The organism is Chamaesiphon minutus PCC 6605, assembly GCF_000317145.1.
Lineage (GTDB): Bacteria > Cyanobacteriota > Cyanobacteriia > Cyanobacteriales > Chamaesiphonaceae > Chamaesiphon > Chamaesiphon minutus.
Genome location: NC_019697.1, coordinates 3,555,583 through 3,574,525 on the forward strand (window position 1 = coordinate 3,555,583; position 18,943 = coordinate 3,574,525).

The following is an 18,943-nucleotide window of genomic DNA, read 5'->3' on the forward strand; positions in this document are numbered from 1 at the left end:
TCCGCCGCTCTATACTAGATCCTCTGCTGACGATCGTTCGTCCAAAACCAAGCAAGCGGAGAGTATTTCTCGTTGTTGCTGTTTTTTGTGCCAATCCCAGAGCAATGATTCAATTAGTTGGCTCCGGTTGTCCACTCTTTCATCGATATAGCGCACCAGTTCATTGGGCAAGGAAATAGATATTTTCACGATCTTTTTCAATGGTGTTGCGGATAGTACTAAGCATAAGCCAGATTATGAGCTGTGTAGCACGAGGCAATTGGCAGTGATTGGTCTACAATGATTTAGTCGAACGGCTTGCCGTCTGCGATAGTAATCGAGTAAGTAGAGAAAACCAAAAACAATGACTAAGTTTGTATTCGTCACTGGTGGCGTAGTTTCGAGTATTGGCAAGGGCATTGTCGCAGCCAGCTTGGGACGACTGCTCAAATCGCGCAACTATTCAGTCTCGATCCTCAAACTCGATCCTTATATCAATGTCGATCCGGGTACCATGAGTCCCTACCAGCATGGGGAAGTATTCGTCACCAAAGATGGAGCCGAGACAGACTTAGACTTAGGACATTACGAGCGATTTACCGATACGTCCATGTCGCGGCTCAATAGCGTGACGACAGGTTCGATTTATCAAGCGGTAATTAATAAAGAACGGCGCGGCGACTACAATGGCGGTACAGTTCAAGTTATCCCGCATATTACCAACGAAATCAAAGAACGGATCGATCGAGTTGCTAAAGATACCAATCCCGATATTGTGATTACCGAAATCGGCGGTACCGTCGGCGATATCGAATCGCTCCCATTTCTCGAAGCCATCCGTCAATTCCGCAAAGAAGTCGGACGCCGGAATGTAATTTATCTCCATGTCGCCCTCGTACCGTGGATTTCGACTGCGGGTGAGATGAAAACTAAGCCGACGCAACACTCAGTTAAAGAATTAAGATCGATCGGGATTCAACCAGATATCTTAGTGTGTCGGTGCATCCAACCCTTACCGAGAGGAATTAAAGAAAAGCTCTCAGAATTTTGCGATGTACCTGTCGAGTCGGTAATTAATGCGCCGGATGCCAGCAGCATTTATGAAGTGCCCCTAATTATGGAACGGGAAGGACTCGCCGAGCAAGCGATCGATCTGCTCCAGCTCGAACAGCGTACCCCCGATCTGACTCAGTGGCAAAATTTAGTCGATCGAATGCAGACATCGACTCAGGAAGTTAAAATCGCCTTGGTGGGTAAATACACCCAACTCGGAGATGCTTATCTGTCGGTAGTTGAAGCTCTCAAGCATAGCGCGATCGCGACAGGTGCGAAACTAGAAATCGTCTGGGTAAACTCTGAAGATTTAGAGAGCCAGGGTGCGGCTAAATACCTCGCAGACGTGCAAGGGGTCGTCGTCCCTGGTGGGTTCGGCATTCGTGGCGTAGAGGGCAAAATTGCCGCCATTCAGTACGCACGCGAGCATCAGATCCCGTTCCTGGGATTGTGTTTGGGAATGCAAGCAGCAACGATCGAATGGGCGCGCAATGTGGCTAACCTCGATGGTGCTCATAGTTCGGAATTCGATCCCGATACGCCTAATCCAATTATCGACTTATTACCCGAACAAAAAGATGTCGTCGATCTCGGCGGGACGATGCGTCTGGGCTTATACGCCTGTCGGGTGGAAGAACATACCCTCGCCCACAAACTCTATCAACAAACCGCGATCTACGAACGCCATCGCCATCGATATGAGTTTAATAACGCCTACCGCAATCTATTTCTCAACAGTGGCTATCGCGTCAGCGGGACATCCCCCGATACTCGCCTCGTCGAAATTATCGAACTCCCCACGCACCCGTTCTTTATCGCGACCCAGTTTCACCCAGAATTTCAGTCTACGCCAAGCTTACCGCATCCCTTATTTAAAGGGTTGATGTCCGCCGCTCTGGCAAGAATCGTCGGGACAGAGTCTCACGTCGAGCATTATACTGTTCCAGAATTGGCAGTCGATCGGGTAGATTAGATGCTGTCGATCGCGATCGATTTAGTAAATCTATAAGACTCAGTTTGCGGCTGTGTTAACCCCCTTATAAAGTATCCATTACCTACAGATTTTGGAAGAGTGCTTAGTTTTAAGTTACTGGTGCTGGAGAACCCAGATCTGGGGGGAGAACGTCTTGATGCGCTAAACCGTCGGGAAACCCGACAAACTCGCACGCAAACCACAGATTTGATTTGGTGGGGAGAATTCACCGCACAATCTTAGTTAAATGTAATCAAGGGGATATTTAGTAAAGAGATGGCATTAATCGTCCAAAAATATGGGGGAACATCAGTTGGTGACCCAGAGCGGATTCAAGCAGTCGCTCGGCGAGTGGTAGATACAGTCAACGCTGGCAACGATCTAGTCGTCGTCGTTTCGGCGATGGGCAAAACCACCGATGGCTTAGTCAAACTAGCACATGAGTTATCCAGCCAACCGTCCCGCCGCGAGATGGATATGCTGCTAGCCACAGGCGAACAAGTGACGATCGCATTATTGAGTATTGCCATCCAAGAATTGGGACAACCCGCAATCTCCCTCACTGGCGCGCAAGTAGGGATCGAAACCGAAGCCGAGCATACCCGCGCGCGGATTTTGGAGATCGCACCCGATCGCGTCAAACGGCACCTCCAAGAGGGTAAAGTCGTCGTCGTGGCTGGATTTCAGGGCGTTAGTGCTACAGGCGATCGCGATATTACCACGTTGGGTAGAGGCGGTTCGGATACATCCGCCGTTGCCCTCGCTGCTGCCCTCAAAGCTAGTGCTTGTGAGATTTATACTGATGTTCCCGGCATTTTGACGACCGACCCCCGCATCGTTCCAGAAGCCAAATTACTGACCGAAATTACCGCCGATGAAATGCTCGAACTCGCCAGCTTAGGCGCGAAAGTATTGCACCCCCGCGCGGTAGAAATTGCCAAAAATTATGGCGTCCCGTTAGTAGTACGATCTAGTTGGACTGACGACCCTGGCACCTGGGTAATCTCGCCAGTACCTGCGCCCCGTCCCCTTACGGGTTTGGAAATCGCGCGAGCTGTCGATGCCGTCGGATTTACCACCGACCAAGCTAGGATCGCGTTATTGCAAGTACCCGATCGCGCGGGGATTGCCGGACAATTATTTGGCGCACTCGCTCGCGAACAAGTAGATGTCGATCTGATCGTCCAATCGATCCACGAAGGTAACACCAATGACATCGCCTTTACCGTCCACAAACAAGCAATCGGACGCGCCCAGGCGGTCGCTGAAGCCATCTCGCCTGTGCTTCATGACAACTTTATCCCCAGCCACGATGGCATCCTCGTAGCGGACGATATTGCCAAGGTCAGCATCTCCGGCGCGGGGATGATCGGTAGACCTGGAGTAGCCGCCCAAATGTTTAGAATCCTCGCCGATGCGGGCATTAATATCCAAATGATTTCGACTTCCGAAATCAAAGTCAGTTGTACGATCGCCTCGGAAGATTGCGATCGAGCCATTGCCGCACTCTGTCAGCACTTTGAGATTTCCACCTCTGCCAATGAAAGTCAGATCCCACCAGTTGCCGCCCCCTCAGTACGCGGCGTCGCCCTCGATCGCGATCGTGCGAGATTAGCTATACTGCAAGTACCGGATCGTCCCGGTATGGCAGCAGAGTTATTTGGCATCTTGGCCGCAAATAATATCAGCCTAGATGCGATCATCCAATCCCAACGCACCCGCATTATCGAAGGTGTCGCCACGCGAGATATTGCCTGCACCGTCGCCCAAAACGATGCCGCCGATGCCAAACGCGTCCTCGAAGCTTCCGCTACCCGATTGGGGTGTGGATCTGTCGTCGTCGATGAATCGATCGCTAAAGTCAGTATCGTCGGCGCGGGCATGGTTAGCAATCCTGGCGTCGCCGCCAAAATGTTCGATGCCCTCGCCGCAGCCGGAATTAATATTCAAATGATTTCCACATCTGAAATTAAAATTAGCTGCGTTGTCGCTCGATCTCAAGGCATCGACGCGCTTAAGACCGTTCATCGGGCGTTTGGGTTGGGATAGGCTTTAAGCTTTGGGCTTCAAGCTCTAGAATTGAAGACGCTTGCGTCTTGCTAATTATTTCGCGATCGTCCTAGTACCTAACACCTGATACCTAAAGCCTAATACCTAATACCTAATACCTAATACCTAATACCTAATACCTAATACCTAAAGCCTAAAGCCTAAAGCCTAATACCTAATACCTAATACCTAAAGCCTAATACCTAATACCTAATACCTAATACCTAATACCTAAAGCCTAATACCTAATTCAGCAATACTAAGTGGGTTTAGATGTAACTATTAACTCAATATCGGTCGCAGAGATCGACTCGATCGTTATCCTCGATCGCTTATGCTTTGGAGGATTATGGTCGATCGATAGTTATCGGCGCGAATTGACCAATGAAAATAGCCATTTTATCGGCGTATCGATCGATAAAAGCTTAGCACCAGACACATCCGGAATCGTCGGTTTCGGATGCTTCTGGGCGATTTTAGATGAAGCTCATATCACCTTACTGGGCATCCATCCCCAGTATCAACGCCAAGGACTGGGACAAATGCTCCTGAGTGCCTTAATCGACAAAGCTCGATCGATCCAGATGGCGCGCGCGACGCTAGAAGTCCGCAATTCCAATCATGGAGCCATTCACCTCTACGAAAAAAACGGCTTCCAAACAGTCGGACGCCGTAAGAAATACTACCAAGATACTGGCGAAGACGGCATCATCATGTGGCGCGGCGGTTTACAAGACCCTAATTTTAGGCACATTGTTGTTTGAGGGAGGTAAAGGGGTGGATGGGTGGATGGGTGATAGGGATGTGAGAAGAACGTTAATCTCCAATCCCCAATCCCTCAAAGCGGCTGTTCCAAACGCGGTTCTTCGGGCAAAGGAATAAATTCGGTTTCCCCTGGGACTCGAGCGAATTTGGCTTGTTGCCAATCTTGCTTGGCTTGCTCGATTCGTTCGGGACGACTAGAGACAAAATTCCACCACTTAATGCGAGAGCCGACGGGTTCGCCGCCGATAACCATACACCGAGCTGCCTTTTCGGCAGAAATAGTCACCGCCGATCCTGGCTTGAGCATAGCTAAGCGATGCTGTTCGATGGGCGTACCATCGATTTGGAGTCCTGGGGTCACGGTATAGATAGCTTGCTCTGAATAGTTGCTTGGTAACGTAAATTTCGCTCCCGAGGCAAGTTGCACATCGAGATAGATCGTTGGCGAAAATGTCTGCACGGGGGAAGTCCGCTCCAATGCCGTGCCAGCAATCAGTGTAAATGATACTCCCTCAGTCTCCCATCTGGGTAAATCGCTGGCGGGATAGTGCTCGAACGAGGGTTCGGTTTCTTCAGATTCGGCGGGCAACGCGAGCCAAGTTTGAATCCCATGGAGCGTCGCTTCTTGGCTCCGCAGGTCATCTGGCGTCCGCTCTGAGTGAACGATACCGCGTCCGGCTGTCATCCAGTTGACCGCACCCGGACGAATTTCGCGAACGCTACCGAGGCTATCGCGATGCATTAAGGCACCCTCGAATAGATAAGTAACTGTCGCCAAATTAATATGCGGATGCGGTCGCACATCGACAGCTTTACCTGGTGGAAATACGGCTGGGCCGAGATGGTCGAAAAAGATAAATGGGCCGACCATCGTCAGTGTTTCGGCAGGCAATAAGCGACGGGCTTGAAATCCGCCCAAGTCTTGAATGTGAGGTTCGATAAGATGCTCGAAGAGATCGGCCATAATTGCTGTGGAGAGATCGAGACAAATATATTTCATTATCGATCGAATCTCGAACTCGATCGCTTGTCACACTAAATTTAGCCAACAATGATGACAGATGGTTCGATTCTCGTTCCGAGAGGCTACGCCAACGACTCTGAGTACAGCAAGGTTTTCCTAGTCCGCAATCCACAATCCAGTAGGATTTTTGTCCAGTTTTGTCTTACCCAGCCGTGAATATATCGATCGTAGTCTATTGACAATCATTGTATGAGTATCGGTTTGACAGTTCTGCTAGCGATCGTCGGCGTGGTATTGCTATATTGTGCCCTAGAGCATTTTTCCAAGAAATCTCGTGCCGACCAAATTTTTGAAGAGTGGCAGCGCAAAGGTACTGTCGATCCCGATACGCGTCGCCGTGCGATCGTTATTGCCGGACACGACATGGGGCGGATCGAACGTTTGCTCGACAGCGCGCGTCGCAGCAATCCCGATCGATCCGAGCAATGGTACTGGGAGAAAATCTTGTACGACATGGAACGCGATCGTGGTGTGTAAGTGAGTTATTGGCAGCTAAGTCATTGGCACCTTTAACTATTCACTATTTACTAAACTTTAGTAATTCTTCTAATGCGGCTAAAAGCTTGACTTCTACTAGCAAAATCTCTTTATCTGTATTTAGCTGCATCAACCAACTTACGTTAATAGTAAAGTAATTAGTCTTTACTTTGCCTTGGACGTGATACTGAGTCAGCTCGCTATCTTTTAGTAGCATTGCGCCAGACTCCGGGCAAAAGGTCATCCCTTTGGCTTCTGTCGCTAAATACTTAGCGATCGCCTCTCTACCCTCGATCGGATTTTCAAATGGCGGCTCTAATCTACCGCTCTGGGCAAATAATTCGGCGGTGGCTGCGAACTCACCACTGTTCAAGCCACTAAAGTATGCAGCAATGGTCGGCTCTTCAATTCCATCGATATCGATTAATAATCCCGAACTGGAGGTAGGAGTTATGCTCACGAGCGTCAGTTATATATTTTGCAATGAGGCAAATAATCGAGATCGCGAATCGTGAAAACAGTAGCTTTTCGATCGCGATTTTTATTTGTTATTACATAAATATCAAAGCACAAATAATAAATAATTCTATCTGTCTTTCGACCGATCGTCGTCTCTTTCTAAAGTAGGTATGATACCGAATAGATTATGAGTATTGTAGAGGAGACGAATTAGGACAGTATTGTGACAACAAGTATTTCTAATATTCAGCCGGAAATGACTTCTGCATTTACCGCTTTAGACACAGACCAACAGCTTGCATTATTGTGGTTTATATATAAGGAAATTGGCAAATCAATTACACCTGCTGCACCCGGAGCTAGTACCGCAGCACCAACGATTGCCGAAGGCTTGTTCAAACAAGTAGCCGAAATGAGCCACGAAGAGCAATTGCAAATCCAACGGGATTTGGTAGAAGGCAAAAATAGCTTAATTAGTCGGGAATATGGCGCGCTCAGCGATACTACTAAATTACTATTTTGGTATTTACTCGCCCAAGGTATGGATCGGACTGAAATTATCCCCATGCCAGCCGACTATCAAATGTCAGAGGAAGCGACTCAATGCATGACTAAACTTCAAGCAATGGAGCATTCAGAGCAAATAACAGTTTTACGCAATTTAGTAGCAAATATGGGTGCCGATCCTGAGACTAGTGCTCACGATGAGGCAACAGGTTTATAAAAATTTTAGCGAGTGTATTAATACCTAAATTTTTAGGGTAATACCAAATTTTCATTACAAAACCTTCTTGTACCAGCAAAATTCTTTTGCCCTCACCCCCAACCCCTCTATCTTGTTGAGCTAAACCGTCGGGAAACAAAGGCGTGGGCGCACCGCTTCCAAATTTGGGAGCGGATGCAATCGCGCTGAGGCTTCCGCCTTCGGCACGTCTCGCTTCGTATGCCTACGGCGTGCGTTGCACCAAGCAGAGGGGAGCCAGAGGCGAAGGCGGGGTGAGGGCAAAACTTACTACGTATTTAACCGAGTATTTAACCGATCGATTTAAAATAATCTAAGTCAAATTTTTAGACTTGAGCCACTCTCGCACGACTCGATCGACAGGACGAGATTTATTATCCACTTGATAATTCATCTGCTGGATATCTTGAGTCGAAATCTTTCCGGCTAATTTATCGATAACTGGCTGTATCTGGGGGTACTTTTTCAGCGTCGCTCGATTAAAAATTGGTACGGCTTGATAGGGCGGAAAATACTTTTTATCATCTTCTAAAATCGTTAAATTTAGCACTGGGATTAATCCATCGGTGGAGTTTGCCGCAATTAGATCGACGCTCTTTTTCTCGATCGCGGGATACATTAGGCTAAATTCCATCTGTTGAATTTTGGCGAATTTTAAACCGTAAGTCTTGGCTAAAGCTGGATAACCATCTTGACGTTCTAGAAATTCATAGCCAAATCCACCGCGCATCTGGGGCGTATATTTAGCAGCTTCCGAAAGCGTCTTAATTTGCAACCGTTGGGCATCTTCATTGCGGATGATGAAGGCAAAAGTATTCTCAAATCCCAGCGGTGACATGACTTCGAGTTGAAACTGGCGATCGTAGGCTTGTTTGACGGTATCGAGTACTACCTGCGGATCTTTAATTGGGGCTTGTTTTAAGATTTGGATGAGCGAGGTACCTGTATATTCGACGTAGCCTGCAATTTTTCCGGCTTTGACTGCTTCGTGACAGATAAAAGCACCGCCTAAATTTAATTGTCGATCGACATTAATATTTGTATGCATTTCAATCTGTTGGGCGAGTAATTCGCCAAGAATCACCTGCTCGGTAAAATTTTTAGAGCCAATCGCAATTGTCGGCGGTGCCTGGAAATAATTAATTCCAACTAATCCAGCAATTAGTAATGCCAGTATGCCACCCCCGATCGCATATTTTCGATCGAGTTTACCTCGGCGTAGTGGTTGTTCCCTAAGTCGCCGCTCTATCCATCCTAGAGCCAAATCTGCGCCCAAAGCGATCGCTGCTGCGGGTACTGCACCCATCAAAATCAGGCGATTGTCGAGTGTTGCCAATCCCCGAAAAATAAATACCCCCAAACCACCGCCACCAATCGCCGCCGCGATCGTGGCGACGCCGACGGAGATCGCCGTTGCTACTCTAATCCCCGCCAAAATTGCTCCTGAAGCGAGCGGAATCTCTACCTGAGTTAGCAATTGCCAATCGGTCATTCCCATCCCCCTTCCCGCTTCTCTAATCGCTCGATCGACACTATTTATGCCGACATAAGTATTGCGAATTAATGGAAGTAGTGCGTACAGAGTTAGCGCGACGATCGCCGGATTCTTACCAATCCCGCCCAGAAATGGTACAGAAATTAGAAAGCCAAAAATTGCCAAACTCGGAATAGTTTGGAGCGCATTAGCGACGCCAAGAATAGGTTGAGCAAACTTAGGATAGCGAGTAATCGCAATCCCCAAGGGAATCCCGATCGCGATCGCTACTATCATCGCGATCGTCACTAAAATTAAGTGTTCGCCGCTGCGTAAAATTATCTCTGCAACATCTTCATTTGAAAACAAAGCAATCTCCTACAACTAATATCAACAGTTCAGAAAGATTAGTACTAGCGTAGATCTTCGGGTACCCACAAGGGGCACCCCTACACAATTAATCTGTAGGGGTGCCCCTTGTGGGTACCCTGAGATTGTGGCAGTAACTAAATCTGTGTATCGGTTCAAAATTTAAGATAACTAAATTTTATTCCCCTGTTCCCAGGCATTCAAACAAGCAATAAAAGCTCGTGCTTCTGGATGTTGAGATTGTAACAATTCGTCCTTCGTTCCTAATACCACCAGATTACCTTCATACATCAAACCGATTCGCGTTCCCAACAAAAAAGCCTCTTGAATATCGTGAGTGACAAAGACAACCGTCTTACCTAATTGTCGTTGTAAATATTGAAACTGTCGTTGAAGTTCCAACCGCGTAATCGGATCGAGCGCGCCAAAAGGTTCGTCCATCAATAAAATCGGCGGATCGGCAGCTAAAGCTCTCGCCACACCCACCCGCTGACGTTGCCCCCCTGAAAGCTGATGGGGATAGCGTCGTGCGAATACTTCTGGTTCCAATCCCACCAAGTTTAATAGCTCATAAACTCGTGCCTCAATGCGCGGTGTTTGCCACTGCTCTAATGAAGGTACCAATCCAATGTTTTCACTGACATTAAAGTGCGGAAACAAACCAATATCCTGAATCGCATAACCGATTCTGCGTCTGAGTTTAATCGTATCCCAATCGGCAGTCGATCGATCGTTGACTAATACTACGCCAGTAGTCGGAATCGCGAGGTGATTGATTAACCTGAGCATCGTAGTTTTGCCGCTACCACTGCGCCCCAACAACACGATCGTTTCCCCTTTATAAATGCTCAGATTCAAGCCAGCTAAAATCTTGCGCCGATGCTCCCGTGCAGAGGCTTCTCCGACGATATCAAAACCGACATCCCGAAATTCAACAGCAATTTCTGACGATTGGGGCATAGAATAGTAAATCTCGGCAAGTCACTTAATTCGATCGTAGCGTAGATTTTACGCTGGGGATCGATCGACAGTACCCGATCGATAGATCCGCTCCAGGTGCATGAATCCCTATCAAATTCTCGGCATATCGCCCCACGCATCTCTAGCTCAAATCAAATCAGCCTACCGCCAAGCTGCTGCAATCAATCATCCAGATCGCGGTGGTACTCACGCCGCCATGGTGGCGATTAATGATGCCTACGATCGACTAACCCATCATCTGGCACCTAATAATCCCCACTTTAATCAATCCGCTCCACCCCCAACATCACTCAGCGACTGGTTTGTTGTCTATCAGGGCTTGCTATCGATCGTGGAACGTCGCGGCTACAAACACGGCTGGATTACATACCGACTCATCGAACTCCAACCCCCACTAGAAATCTGGGAACTACACGGGCAAGTCATGGGTTATCGGGCTGGATTTGCCCGATACCACTGGGAAAAACAGTAGTGAAAATCGATCGATTACTTACGATAAAGCAGATTAACTCATCTTCAAACAAATCGAGAGTCGATCGTCTCTATTGGAGCCTCTCCATCAGAGAATTACATTTTTTGCCTAGCGTGTTGATATGATGATAATCAGGTCAATTAAGGGAGAGATTGCCCCATGTCAATCGCCACGACAAAACGCATCACGATTGAGGAGTACCTCACTTATGAAGATGGTACGGATAATCGCTATGAGCTGGTGGATGGGGAGTTGGTTGAGATGTCATTAGGAACGGGAGAACATGGCGATATTAGTGAATTTCTCAACGATCGATTCAAGGCTGAAATCAAACGGGTAGGGCTGAATTGGGTTTCTAAAGACATGAAGATTGGGATTCAGTCGCCAAGGGGCACGCGGTGGGAAACCGCACGAGTGCCAGATGTCGTGGTGCTAACTTTAGAACAGTGGAATGGCTTGAGAAAACGGGAATCTTTAATTCCACTAAATGAACCCCCGCCATTATTGGTGGTAGAGGTGGTGAGTCCTTCGACGGCAACAGTGGACTATCGAGCCAAGCATAGCGAATATGCGGTCTTAGATATTCCAGAATATTGGATTGTCGATCCGATCGATCTTAAAGTAACTATTTGTGTCCTAAAGGATGGAGCTTATAGTGATACTGTGTTTGTTGGCGATCTTGCGATTATTTCTCCAACGTTTCCAGAGTTAGGTTTGACTGCGATCGAAGTGATGAGTGCTGGCAGTGGAGTCAGCGGTTGAAACCGCCGCTAGTGATGCGAAACCCGCCTTCGCGGGTTAAGAAAATCTTAGTCCGCGAAGGCGGACTTTGCAACATGAGCGACGATTTCAATCGTGCGGTATTCGATCGCGGTCGTGCTGTGAGAAGCAATCCTGTAATTACGCGATCGATTCGTTAATGGGGAATCTATCGATTAATTGAATCGCTCGTCTGGCATTTGCTTGTAAAGCATCGCTAGCATGAGGTACATAGGGAATCTGCGACAATAAATCCACTGTGCGACGCAACATCCGCACGATATCGCCCTCATCGAGATTGGTATTGCTACACAATTCCGTCCAGGATACTTCCAACGCCCAGTTTTCGACGATGCCGACTAGCTCGTACTCCATCCAGACGGGGAGAGCTACCTGATAGCGACGTTGGATTTGGAATAGTTGGCGGCGAGAGCCGCGTAGGGCACTGAGGGTCATTACTACTTCATCAGCCGGATCGTAATTCGTCCAACTGTCGGAGCGGGGGGTTTCCGATACGAGGGCGCAGATGACTGCGGCTAAATGGTGCGGATCTAAAGTATCTAGATAACCAGACATCAGCGCGAGGGCAATCCATAGCTCGTTATCCCCACGAATGGCGGCGGCGGCTTCGCCAATCCGGGTGGGGAGGACGCCCTGCAAACCATTGACTTGACGCAATACTTCAATCAGATTGAGAAATTCTTGCCAATGTCGATCGAGTTGGGTTTGCAGTGTATCTTGGAGATCTTTAATCTCCTGTTCTAATGTGGCTTGGCGGCGGTAGCGTTTGAGCAATGTGGCGGGATTGCCCCATTCCCAGACGGGATGATTTTCGAGCTTGGTTTTGAGTTCGGCGACGGTTTTGACTTGGGCTGTTAATTCGGCGGTGGCTGGCGGTTCGAGATTGGGGATGCTTTGGGCAATTTCGGCAGTTAGGGTCATTCCCTTGCGGACTTGTCCGGGTTTGAGGGGCATATCCGCAGGTGGGAGCAGGGATACTACCTGCGGTACCCGCTGTTTGCCGCCATATTCCGACCAATGTTTGTGGACGGCGACGACATCCTGATGATTGACGACGTACCAGCGGTTATCTTGTCCCAGACAGACTAGAGCGGGTTTGTAACCAGATCCGGCAATTTTGGTGACGAGGACGGCGGGTAATGGCGTAGCGACGGGGACGTGTTTGCCTTTGAGGCTGAGGATCGTGCCTGGGAAGGCTGCGGGTAATTGTTTGCTGACTTGTCCGGCTTGGACTTGTTCGGTATAGAGTTGGAGATTTTTGAGCTGATTTTGGTCTAATTTAAGTTGAGAATGGGCGGTTTCATAGTCAGCTAAAACATTAGGATCGATCTTATTCAAACTTTCCTGGAGAGTGCTCAATTCCTTTTTGATATCGCCGATGCTCTGCTGTTGGGGCAACAGATGGAGCGTCTTGGTAAAATGTCCGAAACTGCGTTCGACTAGTTCTCTAGCTTCCTCTAAGGTATGAGTTTGGAGTAGATTTAAGACCATCCCATAAGTGGGCGTAAATTGACTCACTAAGGGATCGGGTGCAGATGTGGCAAAGTCGCTTGCTTCCTTGGCACCTTCAAATCTCGTCTGAGTGGCCACTACATAGCCCACCACGTCCTTACCGCGTCGTCCGGCACGTCCGGCCATCTGGAGAAATTCGGATGCCGTCAGCAGGCGATGTCCTTGGTCTGTGCGCTTGGAGAGGCTGGAAATTACTGTCGTCCGGGCGGGCATATTAATCCCGGCGGCGAGGGTTTCTGTCGCAAATACGACTTTGATCAAACCCATGCCAAATAGTTCTTCTACCAATGATTTCCACGCGGGGAGAATGCCTGCATGGTGAGCGGCAACACCTTTATACAGTGGTTCTACTTGTCCCGCCCGTGCTGCTTCGGGATTTTTATCGAGAAAGTCATCGATGCGGATCTTGAGTAAAGCTGATTCAGCCGGAGTCACTAATTGCATCGTCGCCATCTCGGCGACAGCTTTATCGCACCCGCGCCGACTGAAGATAAAGTAGATGGCGGGTAACATTTCCCGCTCGGCGAGCTTGCTGACGACAAAGCCGATGCTGGGGACATCTTCAGCTTTGCGGCTACCAGTCGGACGATGGGTTTTGAGTTTGGGGTTGAGTTTGGCAGTATTAGGATCGAGTAATGGCAAAATTCCTTTGGGATTTACAAAGTGAAATTCCAAGGGGACGGGGCGAAAGTCCGAATAGATCAGTTCGGTGCTACCATGAACGGCACCGATCCATTCGGTCAATTGTTTGCTATTGGCAACGGTGGCAGAGAGCGCGACGAGCTGAATGTGCGGCGGACAGTAAATAATCGATTCTTCCCAGACGGTACCGCGCTGTTTGTCATTCATATAATGGCACTCGTCAAGCACCACGGCTTCGACACCTACCATCGAAGTCCCGACTTCGCCGATGCGGGTACCATATAGCATATTCCGAAAGATTTCGGTGGTCATCACCACGATCGGCGCATCCCGATCGATCGAAATATCCCCAGTCAGCAAGCCGACATTACCTTCACCAAATTCCGCCCTGAAATCTCGATACTTTTGATTGGAGAGAGCTTTGAGCGGGGTGGTATAAAAGACTCTGCGTCCCTGTCGCAGGGCGCGATGAATGGCATATTCACCAATTAACGTTTTGCCCGAACCAGTTGGAGCGCAGACTACCACCGATTTTCCGGCATTGAGTGCATCTACCGCCTGAAGTTGAAACCGATCGAGTGGAAATGGAAATATATCTTTTAATTGCTCGGTAGTAATAGCAGAGGTGGTCATAGCGTTTAACTTCACAGACGGTGGCGCGAGGTTAGATTGTGGCGGTAGCTAAGTCTCGATACTATACAGTATATTCGGAAATTACGGTCGGGCGCGATCGTCTTAAAGCTGACACGTTGTTTGGTGACGATCGAGCGACTACTGGTATCAATGCAACGACTAATAAATGGATCTAGCCCAATCAACGTTTGAGTTGTTTATAGACCTCATCATCGTTGCGCTTGCCAACCAAAGTTACTTCAACTAAATCCACATCTGGCTCGAAACGATATACAATTCGATATTATCCAGAATCGACGCGATAGTATCCCGGATAACCAGTTAATTATTTGTAGTCTGCTGGGAAAGGATCGATACTCAACGACATCACTTTGTTCGCAATTTGGGCAACTATTTTAGGTTGTAATCCCTTGAGAAAATCCAGAACTGCTTCGAGTCCATCTAACTTTGCCATCGTATTGTCATCTATTTTACTTGACGTAGACTAATGTCATCGAAAGAAACAGACTTTCAAAGTGTGGATGATGTAGGCTTTGAATATAAATTCACTGTCTCGATCGACCTAAATATTCTCCTTCCAACCACCGCCGGACAATATTAGGGACAGCAATGCTGGCTTTTTCACTCCAACAGTTATAACCAAAAGGTTTTTTGTCAATTTCTAGACTCACGAGAATTTTTTCAGCATGAAACCTAGCCCGATTTAGTAACGAGGCGGCTGGATAAACTGTTAAAGACGTGCCAATAACTAGTACTTTACCCGCAGTATTGAGTGCGGCTCTGGCAACTTCAAAGTTTTGGATATCTTCACCAAACCAAACGACATGCGGGCGTAGCTGACTGTCTTTCTCGCATTTATCACCAAGTTGAATCTGGCGATCGCCAATCGGATATATTAGAGAACTATCGATCGAGCTTCTAGCTTTAGTAATTTCCCCATGAACGTGGATTATCTTCGATGAGCCAGCTCTTTCGTGGAGATCGTCGATATTTTGAGTGATGACAATTACTTCATATTTAGCTTCTAATTCGGCAATTGCCAAATGAGCTGCATTTGGCTGTGCCTTAGCTGTCTGTATTCTCCGCTCGTTATAAAATTGTAAAACTATTTCTGGATCTGCTTCCCAAGCACTTGGTGTCGCCACATCTTCAATTTTAGATCGACTCCACAATCCGTTTCGATCGCGAAATGTGGTTAATCCACTTTCAGCACTAATGCCAGCACCTGAGAAAATGACTACTCGATTTGGATCGATCGGTTGTGACATACTTTATTAACTGGAGATTAGATGAGTGTTGGCGTTAGGGATAATGTTTTTAATATGCTCTTAGCAGCATTGGCGGATCGCTTAAAACCCCGTATACTAGCCACTAGCCATTTTCGATCGCACTCGAACAGATGAGTTGCTTAGCATTCCTGAGTACATCCGAGCATCTGATTCAATCTCGATCTCGACAACGATTATCTCGCCGAACTTACCAAAAATTACAGCCGCGCCTCAGATGAACACTGGCAAACAAGGAGAAGAAGTTGTCGCCCAGTGGCTGACTCATCGGGGCGGCAAAATCCTGCATCATCGGTGGCGATGGAAAAGAGGCGAAATCGATCTGATCGCCATTGAAGCTGACACCCTCCTATTTATTGAAGTCAAAACCCGCAATCGGGCGAATTGGGACGCTGACGGACTCTTGGCGATTACCCCTCAGAAGCAAGCCACGATCGTCCGTTCGGCTGAATTATTCCTCCTTAAATACCCACATTTATCCGAATATCCCTGTCGCTTTGACGTTGCCATCGTCCGCCATCAGCCCATCGATCGATCGATTGTGGGGATACCGTTGCAGATCGTTACAGATCTCACCACTGACGAGCGGTGGTTATTGCTCGATTATATTACTAGTGCCTTCGATGGAGTCTAGGTTTAAGTTTTGTCCGATTCGATTATTTCTGGTAGGCGTAGCCAACGTAGATCGTTGGCAATTTCTAGCTAAAATGCTATACCAACATTGGTCATTTGACAGCTTTAAAAATCTCTCCAAAGAGATAATAACCGATTGCGAACATATGAGTTTGGAGGCAAACTAGTTGGGGATCGTAATTTTTTAATAATCTAAAAATTTGTACGAAGAAAATGTGTCGATATATACTAAAAAAAACGGCTGAAAATATGCTGACTTTAAGAATATCTGCGCTATGATATTTCAGTAGATTTACAGTTGCTGGTAAAGTGTCAGCTAAGACATGATGCAAGTAGTACTTAAATCTCTAGCTACCAACTTGGTTGGTAAATTGAGGCTGATGACCGCTTTAGTATGAAGTTCGACCATTCTTTCCGGAAACCGCTCGTTAATGCTTGTAGTTTATCTTTAGATGAACATTCCATTAAGGAGCAACGTCATGAATAGTTATCTCCTCGATACCATTAATACTTCTCATATTATGGGTTCTAATCTATCAAAGCTTGCTCGTTTGCTGGCAACTAGAATAATGTCACGGGAAACCACCAACTCTCTGCACATACCTAAATTCGATCCACTCAAGCCGCTGCGTCACTGGTTGGAAAATCTCAAAATCTCCAATCCCCGATTAGCTCACAATCTTTGTAAACTGATCCCTTCTCAATGTCCCTTCGAGCGCGACCTCAATTTATTTGGAAGGACACTGGTACACATTCCCCCCATGTGCAAACTCAACCCCCTCTATGAGGAAGTTGTGATGCTTCGGTTCAAGGCAATGTGTTATCTAGCCGACGAATGTGGCGAAGACATCAGCCAATATTGCTAGTTAGTGGATAGTGGATAGCGATTCGCGCTTGTCGAGTTCCCCGACAGTTAAGCGAATCAAGATAGTGGATCGGTCGCCTCGATAGGACTTAGAATATAAAGTCCAGCCTAGATTGATGTACCATGTCCAAGCCACAGTCGCCACAACAGCCAGAACCACATTCGACATTAGCCGAAATTCGGGCTACGCGCCTGGTTAAAGCAGACAAACTCCGAGAACTAGGGATGAATCCCTACGCCTACAACTGGGTATCTACCCACCAAGCCGCCGCCTTACAGCTAGAGTACGCAGATTTAGCTAATGGCGAAGAGGTAGATACTCCAGTCTCGATCGCCGGACGCATCATCGCACGGCGCGTGATGGGCAAGTTGGCTTTTTTTAGCATTCAAGATGAAACGGGTACGATTCAACTTTATTTAGCCAAGCAGCAGATAGAAGAGGGGATGCCAGCTCTCCCCGATGCTTTTAGCCATCTCAAGCAATTAAGCGATGTTGGGGATATTATCGGTGTCAGAGGCACGATCAAACGTGCGGACAAAGGAGAATTATCGATCCTCGTCAACGAGTATACAATTCTCACCAAATCACTACTGCCATTGCCAGATAAATGGCACGGTTTAACCGATGTTGCCAAACGCTACCGTCAACGCTATGTCGATCTGATCGTCAATCCAGAGGTACGCGATACCTTTAGGAAACGCTCTCTCATTACCGCTGGAATTCGCCGCTATCTCGAAAACTTAGACTTTATCGAGATCGAAACTCCCGTCTTGCAGTCGGAAGCTGGCGGTGCTGACGCGCGTCCGTTTAATACCTATCACAATACTCTGGAGATGCCGCTGTATTTGCGCATTGCTACCGAGCTGCACCTAAAAAGGTTAATCGTCGGTGGTTTTGAGAAGGTATTTGAATTGGGGCGGATTTTCCGCAATGAGGGCGTTTCTACCCGTCACAATCCCGAATTCACCAGCATTGAGGTTTATCAAGCCTATGCTGACTACGAGGATATGATGAAACTTACCGAACAGATGATAACTACTGTCGCTCAATCGGTACTGGGGACATTGGAGATTAGCTATCAGGGTACGCCGATTAGTCTCACGGCTCCCTGGCGGCGGGTGACGATGAACGATATCGTCAAAGAAGTCACGGGTTTAGACTTTAGTAGTTTCGACTCGTTAGAGACAGCTCGATCGGCTGTCAAAAATGCGGGGATTGGCGGCGGCGATGATATTCAAACCCTCGGAAAACTGATGAATGAGGTATTCGAGCAAAAGTGTGAAACTACCCTAATTCAGCCCACATTCGTCCTCGATTATCCCGTCGAAATCTCACCACTAGCCAAACCCCATCGATCGAAACCAGGGATCGTCGAGCGGTTTGAACTATTTGTGGTGGGGCGCGAATTAGCCAATAGTTTCTCAGAGTTAACCGATCCGGTGGATCAGCGGGAACGGTTGGAAGCTCAAGCCGCGCGTAAAGCCGAAGGGGATGACGAAGCTCACGATATCGATGAAGACTTCCTCACTGCTTTAGAATATGGGATGCCCCCGACAGGCGGATTGGGAATTGGCATCGATCGATTGGTAATGCTCTTGTGCGATTGTGCTAGCATCCGGGATGCGATCGCCTTCCCACTGCTCAAACCCGAACCTAGCGAACAATCAACAGACGATTAGATGCCATAGGGTGCTTTACCCCATATGTGTAAAGCACCCTACTTGATTTTTTGCTTATGTATTTTTTCAATTGCATCAACGATCTCCCCTACCCC

Annotated in this window: 19 protein-coding genes and 1 pseudogene; 12 read left to right on the forward strand and 8 right to left on the reverse strand. The window is 47.7% G+C overall.

The genetic code is table 11. The features are described 5' to 3' along the window. Window positions 1–9 precede the first annotated feature (9 nt). Window positions 10–189, reverse strand: a complete 180-nt coding sequence (locus tag CHA6605_RS34245) for a ribbon-helix-helix domain-containing protein (protein WP_015160516.1) — start codon at window positions 187–189, stop codon at window positions 10–12. Between the two features lie 154 nt (window positions 190–343). Between CHA6605_RS34245 and CHA6605_RS16335 the strand changes: the two genes are divergently transcribed. The 3 genes from CHA6605_RS16335 (at window position 344) to rimI (ending at window position 4,818) form a co-directional block, all read left to right on the forward strand. Further along, window positions 344–2,005 carry a CTP synthase gene (locus CHA6605_RS16335; RefSeq protein ID WP_015160517.1) on the forward strand — a complete coding sequence of 554 codons (1,662 nt, stop codon included), beginning with the start codon at window positions 344–346 and terminating at the stop codon, window positions 2,003–2,005. Window positions 2,006–2,281: 276 nt separating this feature from the next. Then, the gene (locus CHA6605_RS16340; protein ID WP_015160518.1) at window positions 2,282–4,054 is read left to right on the forward strand and encodes an aspartate kinase; all 1,773 of its coding nucleotides are present in this window, start codon (window positions 2,282–2,284) and stop codon (window positions 4,052–4,054) included. 263 nt (window positions 4,055–4,317) lie between these two features. After that, a complete protein-coding gene (rimI, locus tag CHA6605_RS16345; RefSeq protein ID WP_015160519.1) occupies window positions 4,318–4,818 on the forward strand; it encodes a ribosomal protein S18-alanine N-acetyltransferase in 501 nt (166 codons plus the stop codon). 74 nt (window positions 4,819–4,892) lie between these two features. Here the strand turns inward: rimI and CHA6605_RS16350 are convergent, their stop codons facing one another. After that, window positions 4,893–5,819 (reverse strand): pirin family protein, encoded by a 927-nt coding sequence (locus CHA6605_RS16350; protein WP_015160520.1) that lies wholly within the window; start codon window positions 5,817–5,819, stop codon window positions 4,893–4,895. 213 nt (window positions 5,820–6,032) lie between these two features. Here CHA6605_RS16350 and CHA6605_RS16355 point away from each other — a divergent pair, with 213 nt between their 5' ends. Further along, a complete protein-coding gene (locus tag CHA6605_RS16355; RefSeq protein ID WP_015160521.1) occupies window positions 6,033–6,320 on the forward strand; it encodes a hypothetical protein in 288 nt (95 codons plus the stop codon). A gap of 43 nt (window positions 6,321–6,363) precedes the next feature. Here CHA6605_RS16355 and CHA6605_RS16360 read toward each other — a convergent pair whose 3' ends face one another. Then, window positions 6,364–6,780: a nuclear transport factor 2 family protein gene (locus tag CHA6605_RS16360; RefSeq protein ID WP_015160522.1), complete on the reverse strand. Its 417-nt coding sequence runs from the start codon at window positions 6,778–6,780 to the stop codon at window positions 6,364–6,366. Between the two features lie 222 nt (window positions 6,781–7,002). On the opposite strand from CHA6605_RS16360, the gene CHA6605_RS16365 reads away from it, so the two are divergent. Continuing rightward, on the forward strand, window positions 7,003–7,503 hold the full coding sequence (locus CHA6605_RS16365) for an orange carotenoid protein N-terminal domain-containing protein (protein WP_015160523.1): 501 nt from the start codon (window positions 7,003–7,005) through the stop codon (window positions 7,501–7,503). A 331-nt stretch (window positions 7,504–7,834) separates the two neighbouring features. Here the strand turns inward: CHA6605_RS16365 and CHA6605_RS16370 are convergent, their stop codons facing one another. Together CHA6605_RS16370 and CHA6605_RS16375 are read right to left on the reverse strand one after the other, a co-directional pair. Next, the gene (locus tag CHA6605_RS16370) at window positions 7,835–9,364 is read right to left on the reverse strand and encodes a glycine betaine ABC transporter substrate-binding protein (protein ID WP_015160524.1); all 1,530 of its coding nucleotides are present in this window, start codon (window positions 9,362–9,364) and stop codon (window positions 7,835–7,837) included. A 171-nt stretch (window positions 9,365–9,535) separates the two neighbouring features. Continuing rightward, window positions 9,536–10,324, reverse strand: coding sequence for an ATP-binding cassette domain-containing protein (locus CHA6605_RS16375; protein WP_015160525.1), 789 nt, complete (start codon window positions 10,322–10,324; stop codon window positions 9,536–9,538). 100 nt (window positions 10,325–10,424) lie between these two features. Here CHA6605_RS16375 and CHA6605_RS16380 point away from each other — a divergent pair, with 100 nt between their 5' ends. From CHA6605_RS16380 to CHA6605_RS34250, 3 genes are all read left to right on the forward strand, one after another. After that, the gene (locus CHA6605_RS16380) at window positions 10,425–10,817 is read left to right on the forward strand and encodes a J domain-containing protein (protein WP_015160526.1); all 393 of its coding nucleotides are present in this window, start codon (window positions 10,425–10,427) and stop codon (window positions 10,815–10,817) included. A gap of 159 nt (window positions 10,818–10,976) precedes the next feature. Continuing rightward, on the forward strand, window positions 10,977–11,579 hold the full coding sequence (locus CHA6605_RS16385) for a Uma2 family endonuclease (protein ID WP_015160527.1): 603 nt from the start codon (window positions 10,977–10,979) through the stop codon (window positions 11,577–11,579). Next, the gene (locus tag CHA6605_RS34250; protein WP_157260012.1) at window positions 11,576–11,737 is read left to right on the forward strand and encodes a hypothetical protein; all 162 of its coding nucleotides are present in this window, start codon (window positions 11,576–11,578) and stop codon (window positions 11,735–11,737) included. The genes CHA6605_RS16385 and CHA6605_RS34250 overlap by 4 nt, the downstream gene beginning before the upstream one ends. Here the strand turns inward: CHA6605_RS34250 and CHA6605_RS16390 are convergent. Continuing rightward, window positions 11,718–14,384 carry a DEAD/DEAH box helicase gene (locus tag CHA6605_RS16390; protein WP_015160528.1) on the reverse strand — a complete coding sequence of 889 codons (2,667 nt, stop codon included), beginning with the start codon at window positions 14,382–14,384 and terminating at the stop codon, window positions 11,718–11,720. The genes CHA6605_RS34250 and CHA6605_RS16390 overlap by 20 nt on opposite strands. 38 nt (window positions 14,385–14,422) lie before the next feature. On the opposite strand from CHA6605_RS16390, the gene CHA6605_RS34255 reads away from it, so the two are divergent. Beyond that, window positions 14,423–14,560: a hypothetical protein gene (locus CHA6605_RS34255; RefSeq protein WP_157260013.1), complete on the forward strand. Its 138-nt coding sequence runs from the start codon at window positions 14,423–14,425 to the stop codon at window positions 14,558–14,560. Between the two features lie 5 nt (window positions 14,561–14,565). On the opposite strand, the pseudogene CHA6605_RS37325 reads toward CHA6605_RS34255, so the two are convergent. Together CHA6605_RS37325 and CHA6605_RS16400 are read right to left on the reverse strand one after the other, a co-directional pair. Beyond that, a pseudogene (locus tag CHA6605_RS37325) lies at window positions 14,566–14,838 on the reverse strand (type II toxin-antitoxin system RelE family toxin). Between the two features lie 91 nt (window positions 14,839–14,929). Beyond that, window positions 14,930–15,652 (reverse strand): SIR2 family NAD-dependent protein deacylase, encoded by a 723-nt coding sequence (locus CHA6605_RS16400; protein ID WP_015160530.1) that lies wholly within the window; start codon window positions 15,650–15,652, stop codon window positions 14,930–14,932. A gap of 235 nt (window positions 15,653–15,887) precedes the next feature. Between CHA6605_RS16400 and CHA6605_RS16405 the strand changes: the two genes are divergently transcribed. From CHA6605_RS16405 to lysS, 3 genes are all read left to right on the forward strand, one after another. After that, window positions 15,888–16,304 (forward strand): YraN family protein, encoded by a 417-nt coding sequence (locus tag CHA6605_RS16405; RefSeq protein WP_015160531.1) that lies wholly within the window; start codon window positions 15,888–15,890, stop codon window positions 16,302–16,304. A 568-nt stretch (window positions 16,305–16,872) separates the two neighbouring features. Beyond that, window positions 16,873–17,169, forward strand: a complete 297-nt coding sequence (locus CHA6605_RS33025; RefSeq protein ID WP_315874949.1) for a Mo-dependent nitrogenase C-terminal domain-containing protein — start codon at window positions 16,873–16,875, stop codon at window positions 17,167–17,169. Window positions 17,170–17,291: 122 nt separating this feature from the next. Further along, entirely contained in the window at window positions 17,292–18,848 is a 1,557-nt protein-coding gene (gene lysS / locus CHA6605_RS16415) for a lysine--tRNA ligase (RefSeq protein WP_015160533.1), read from the forward strand. Window positions 18,849–18,943: the final 95 nt, after the last annotated feature.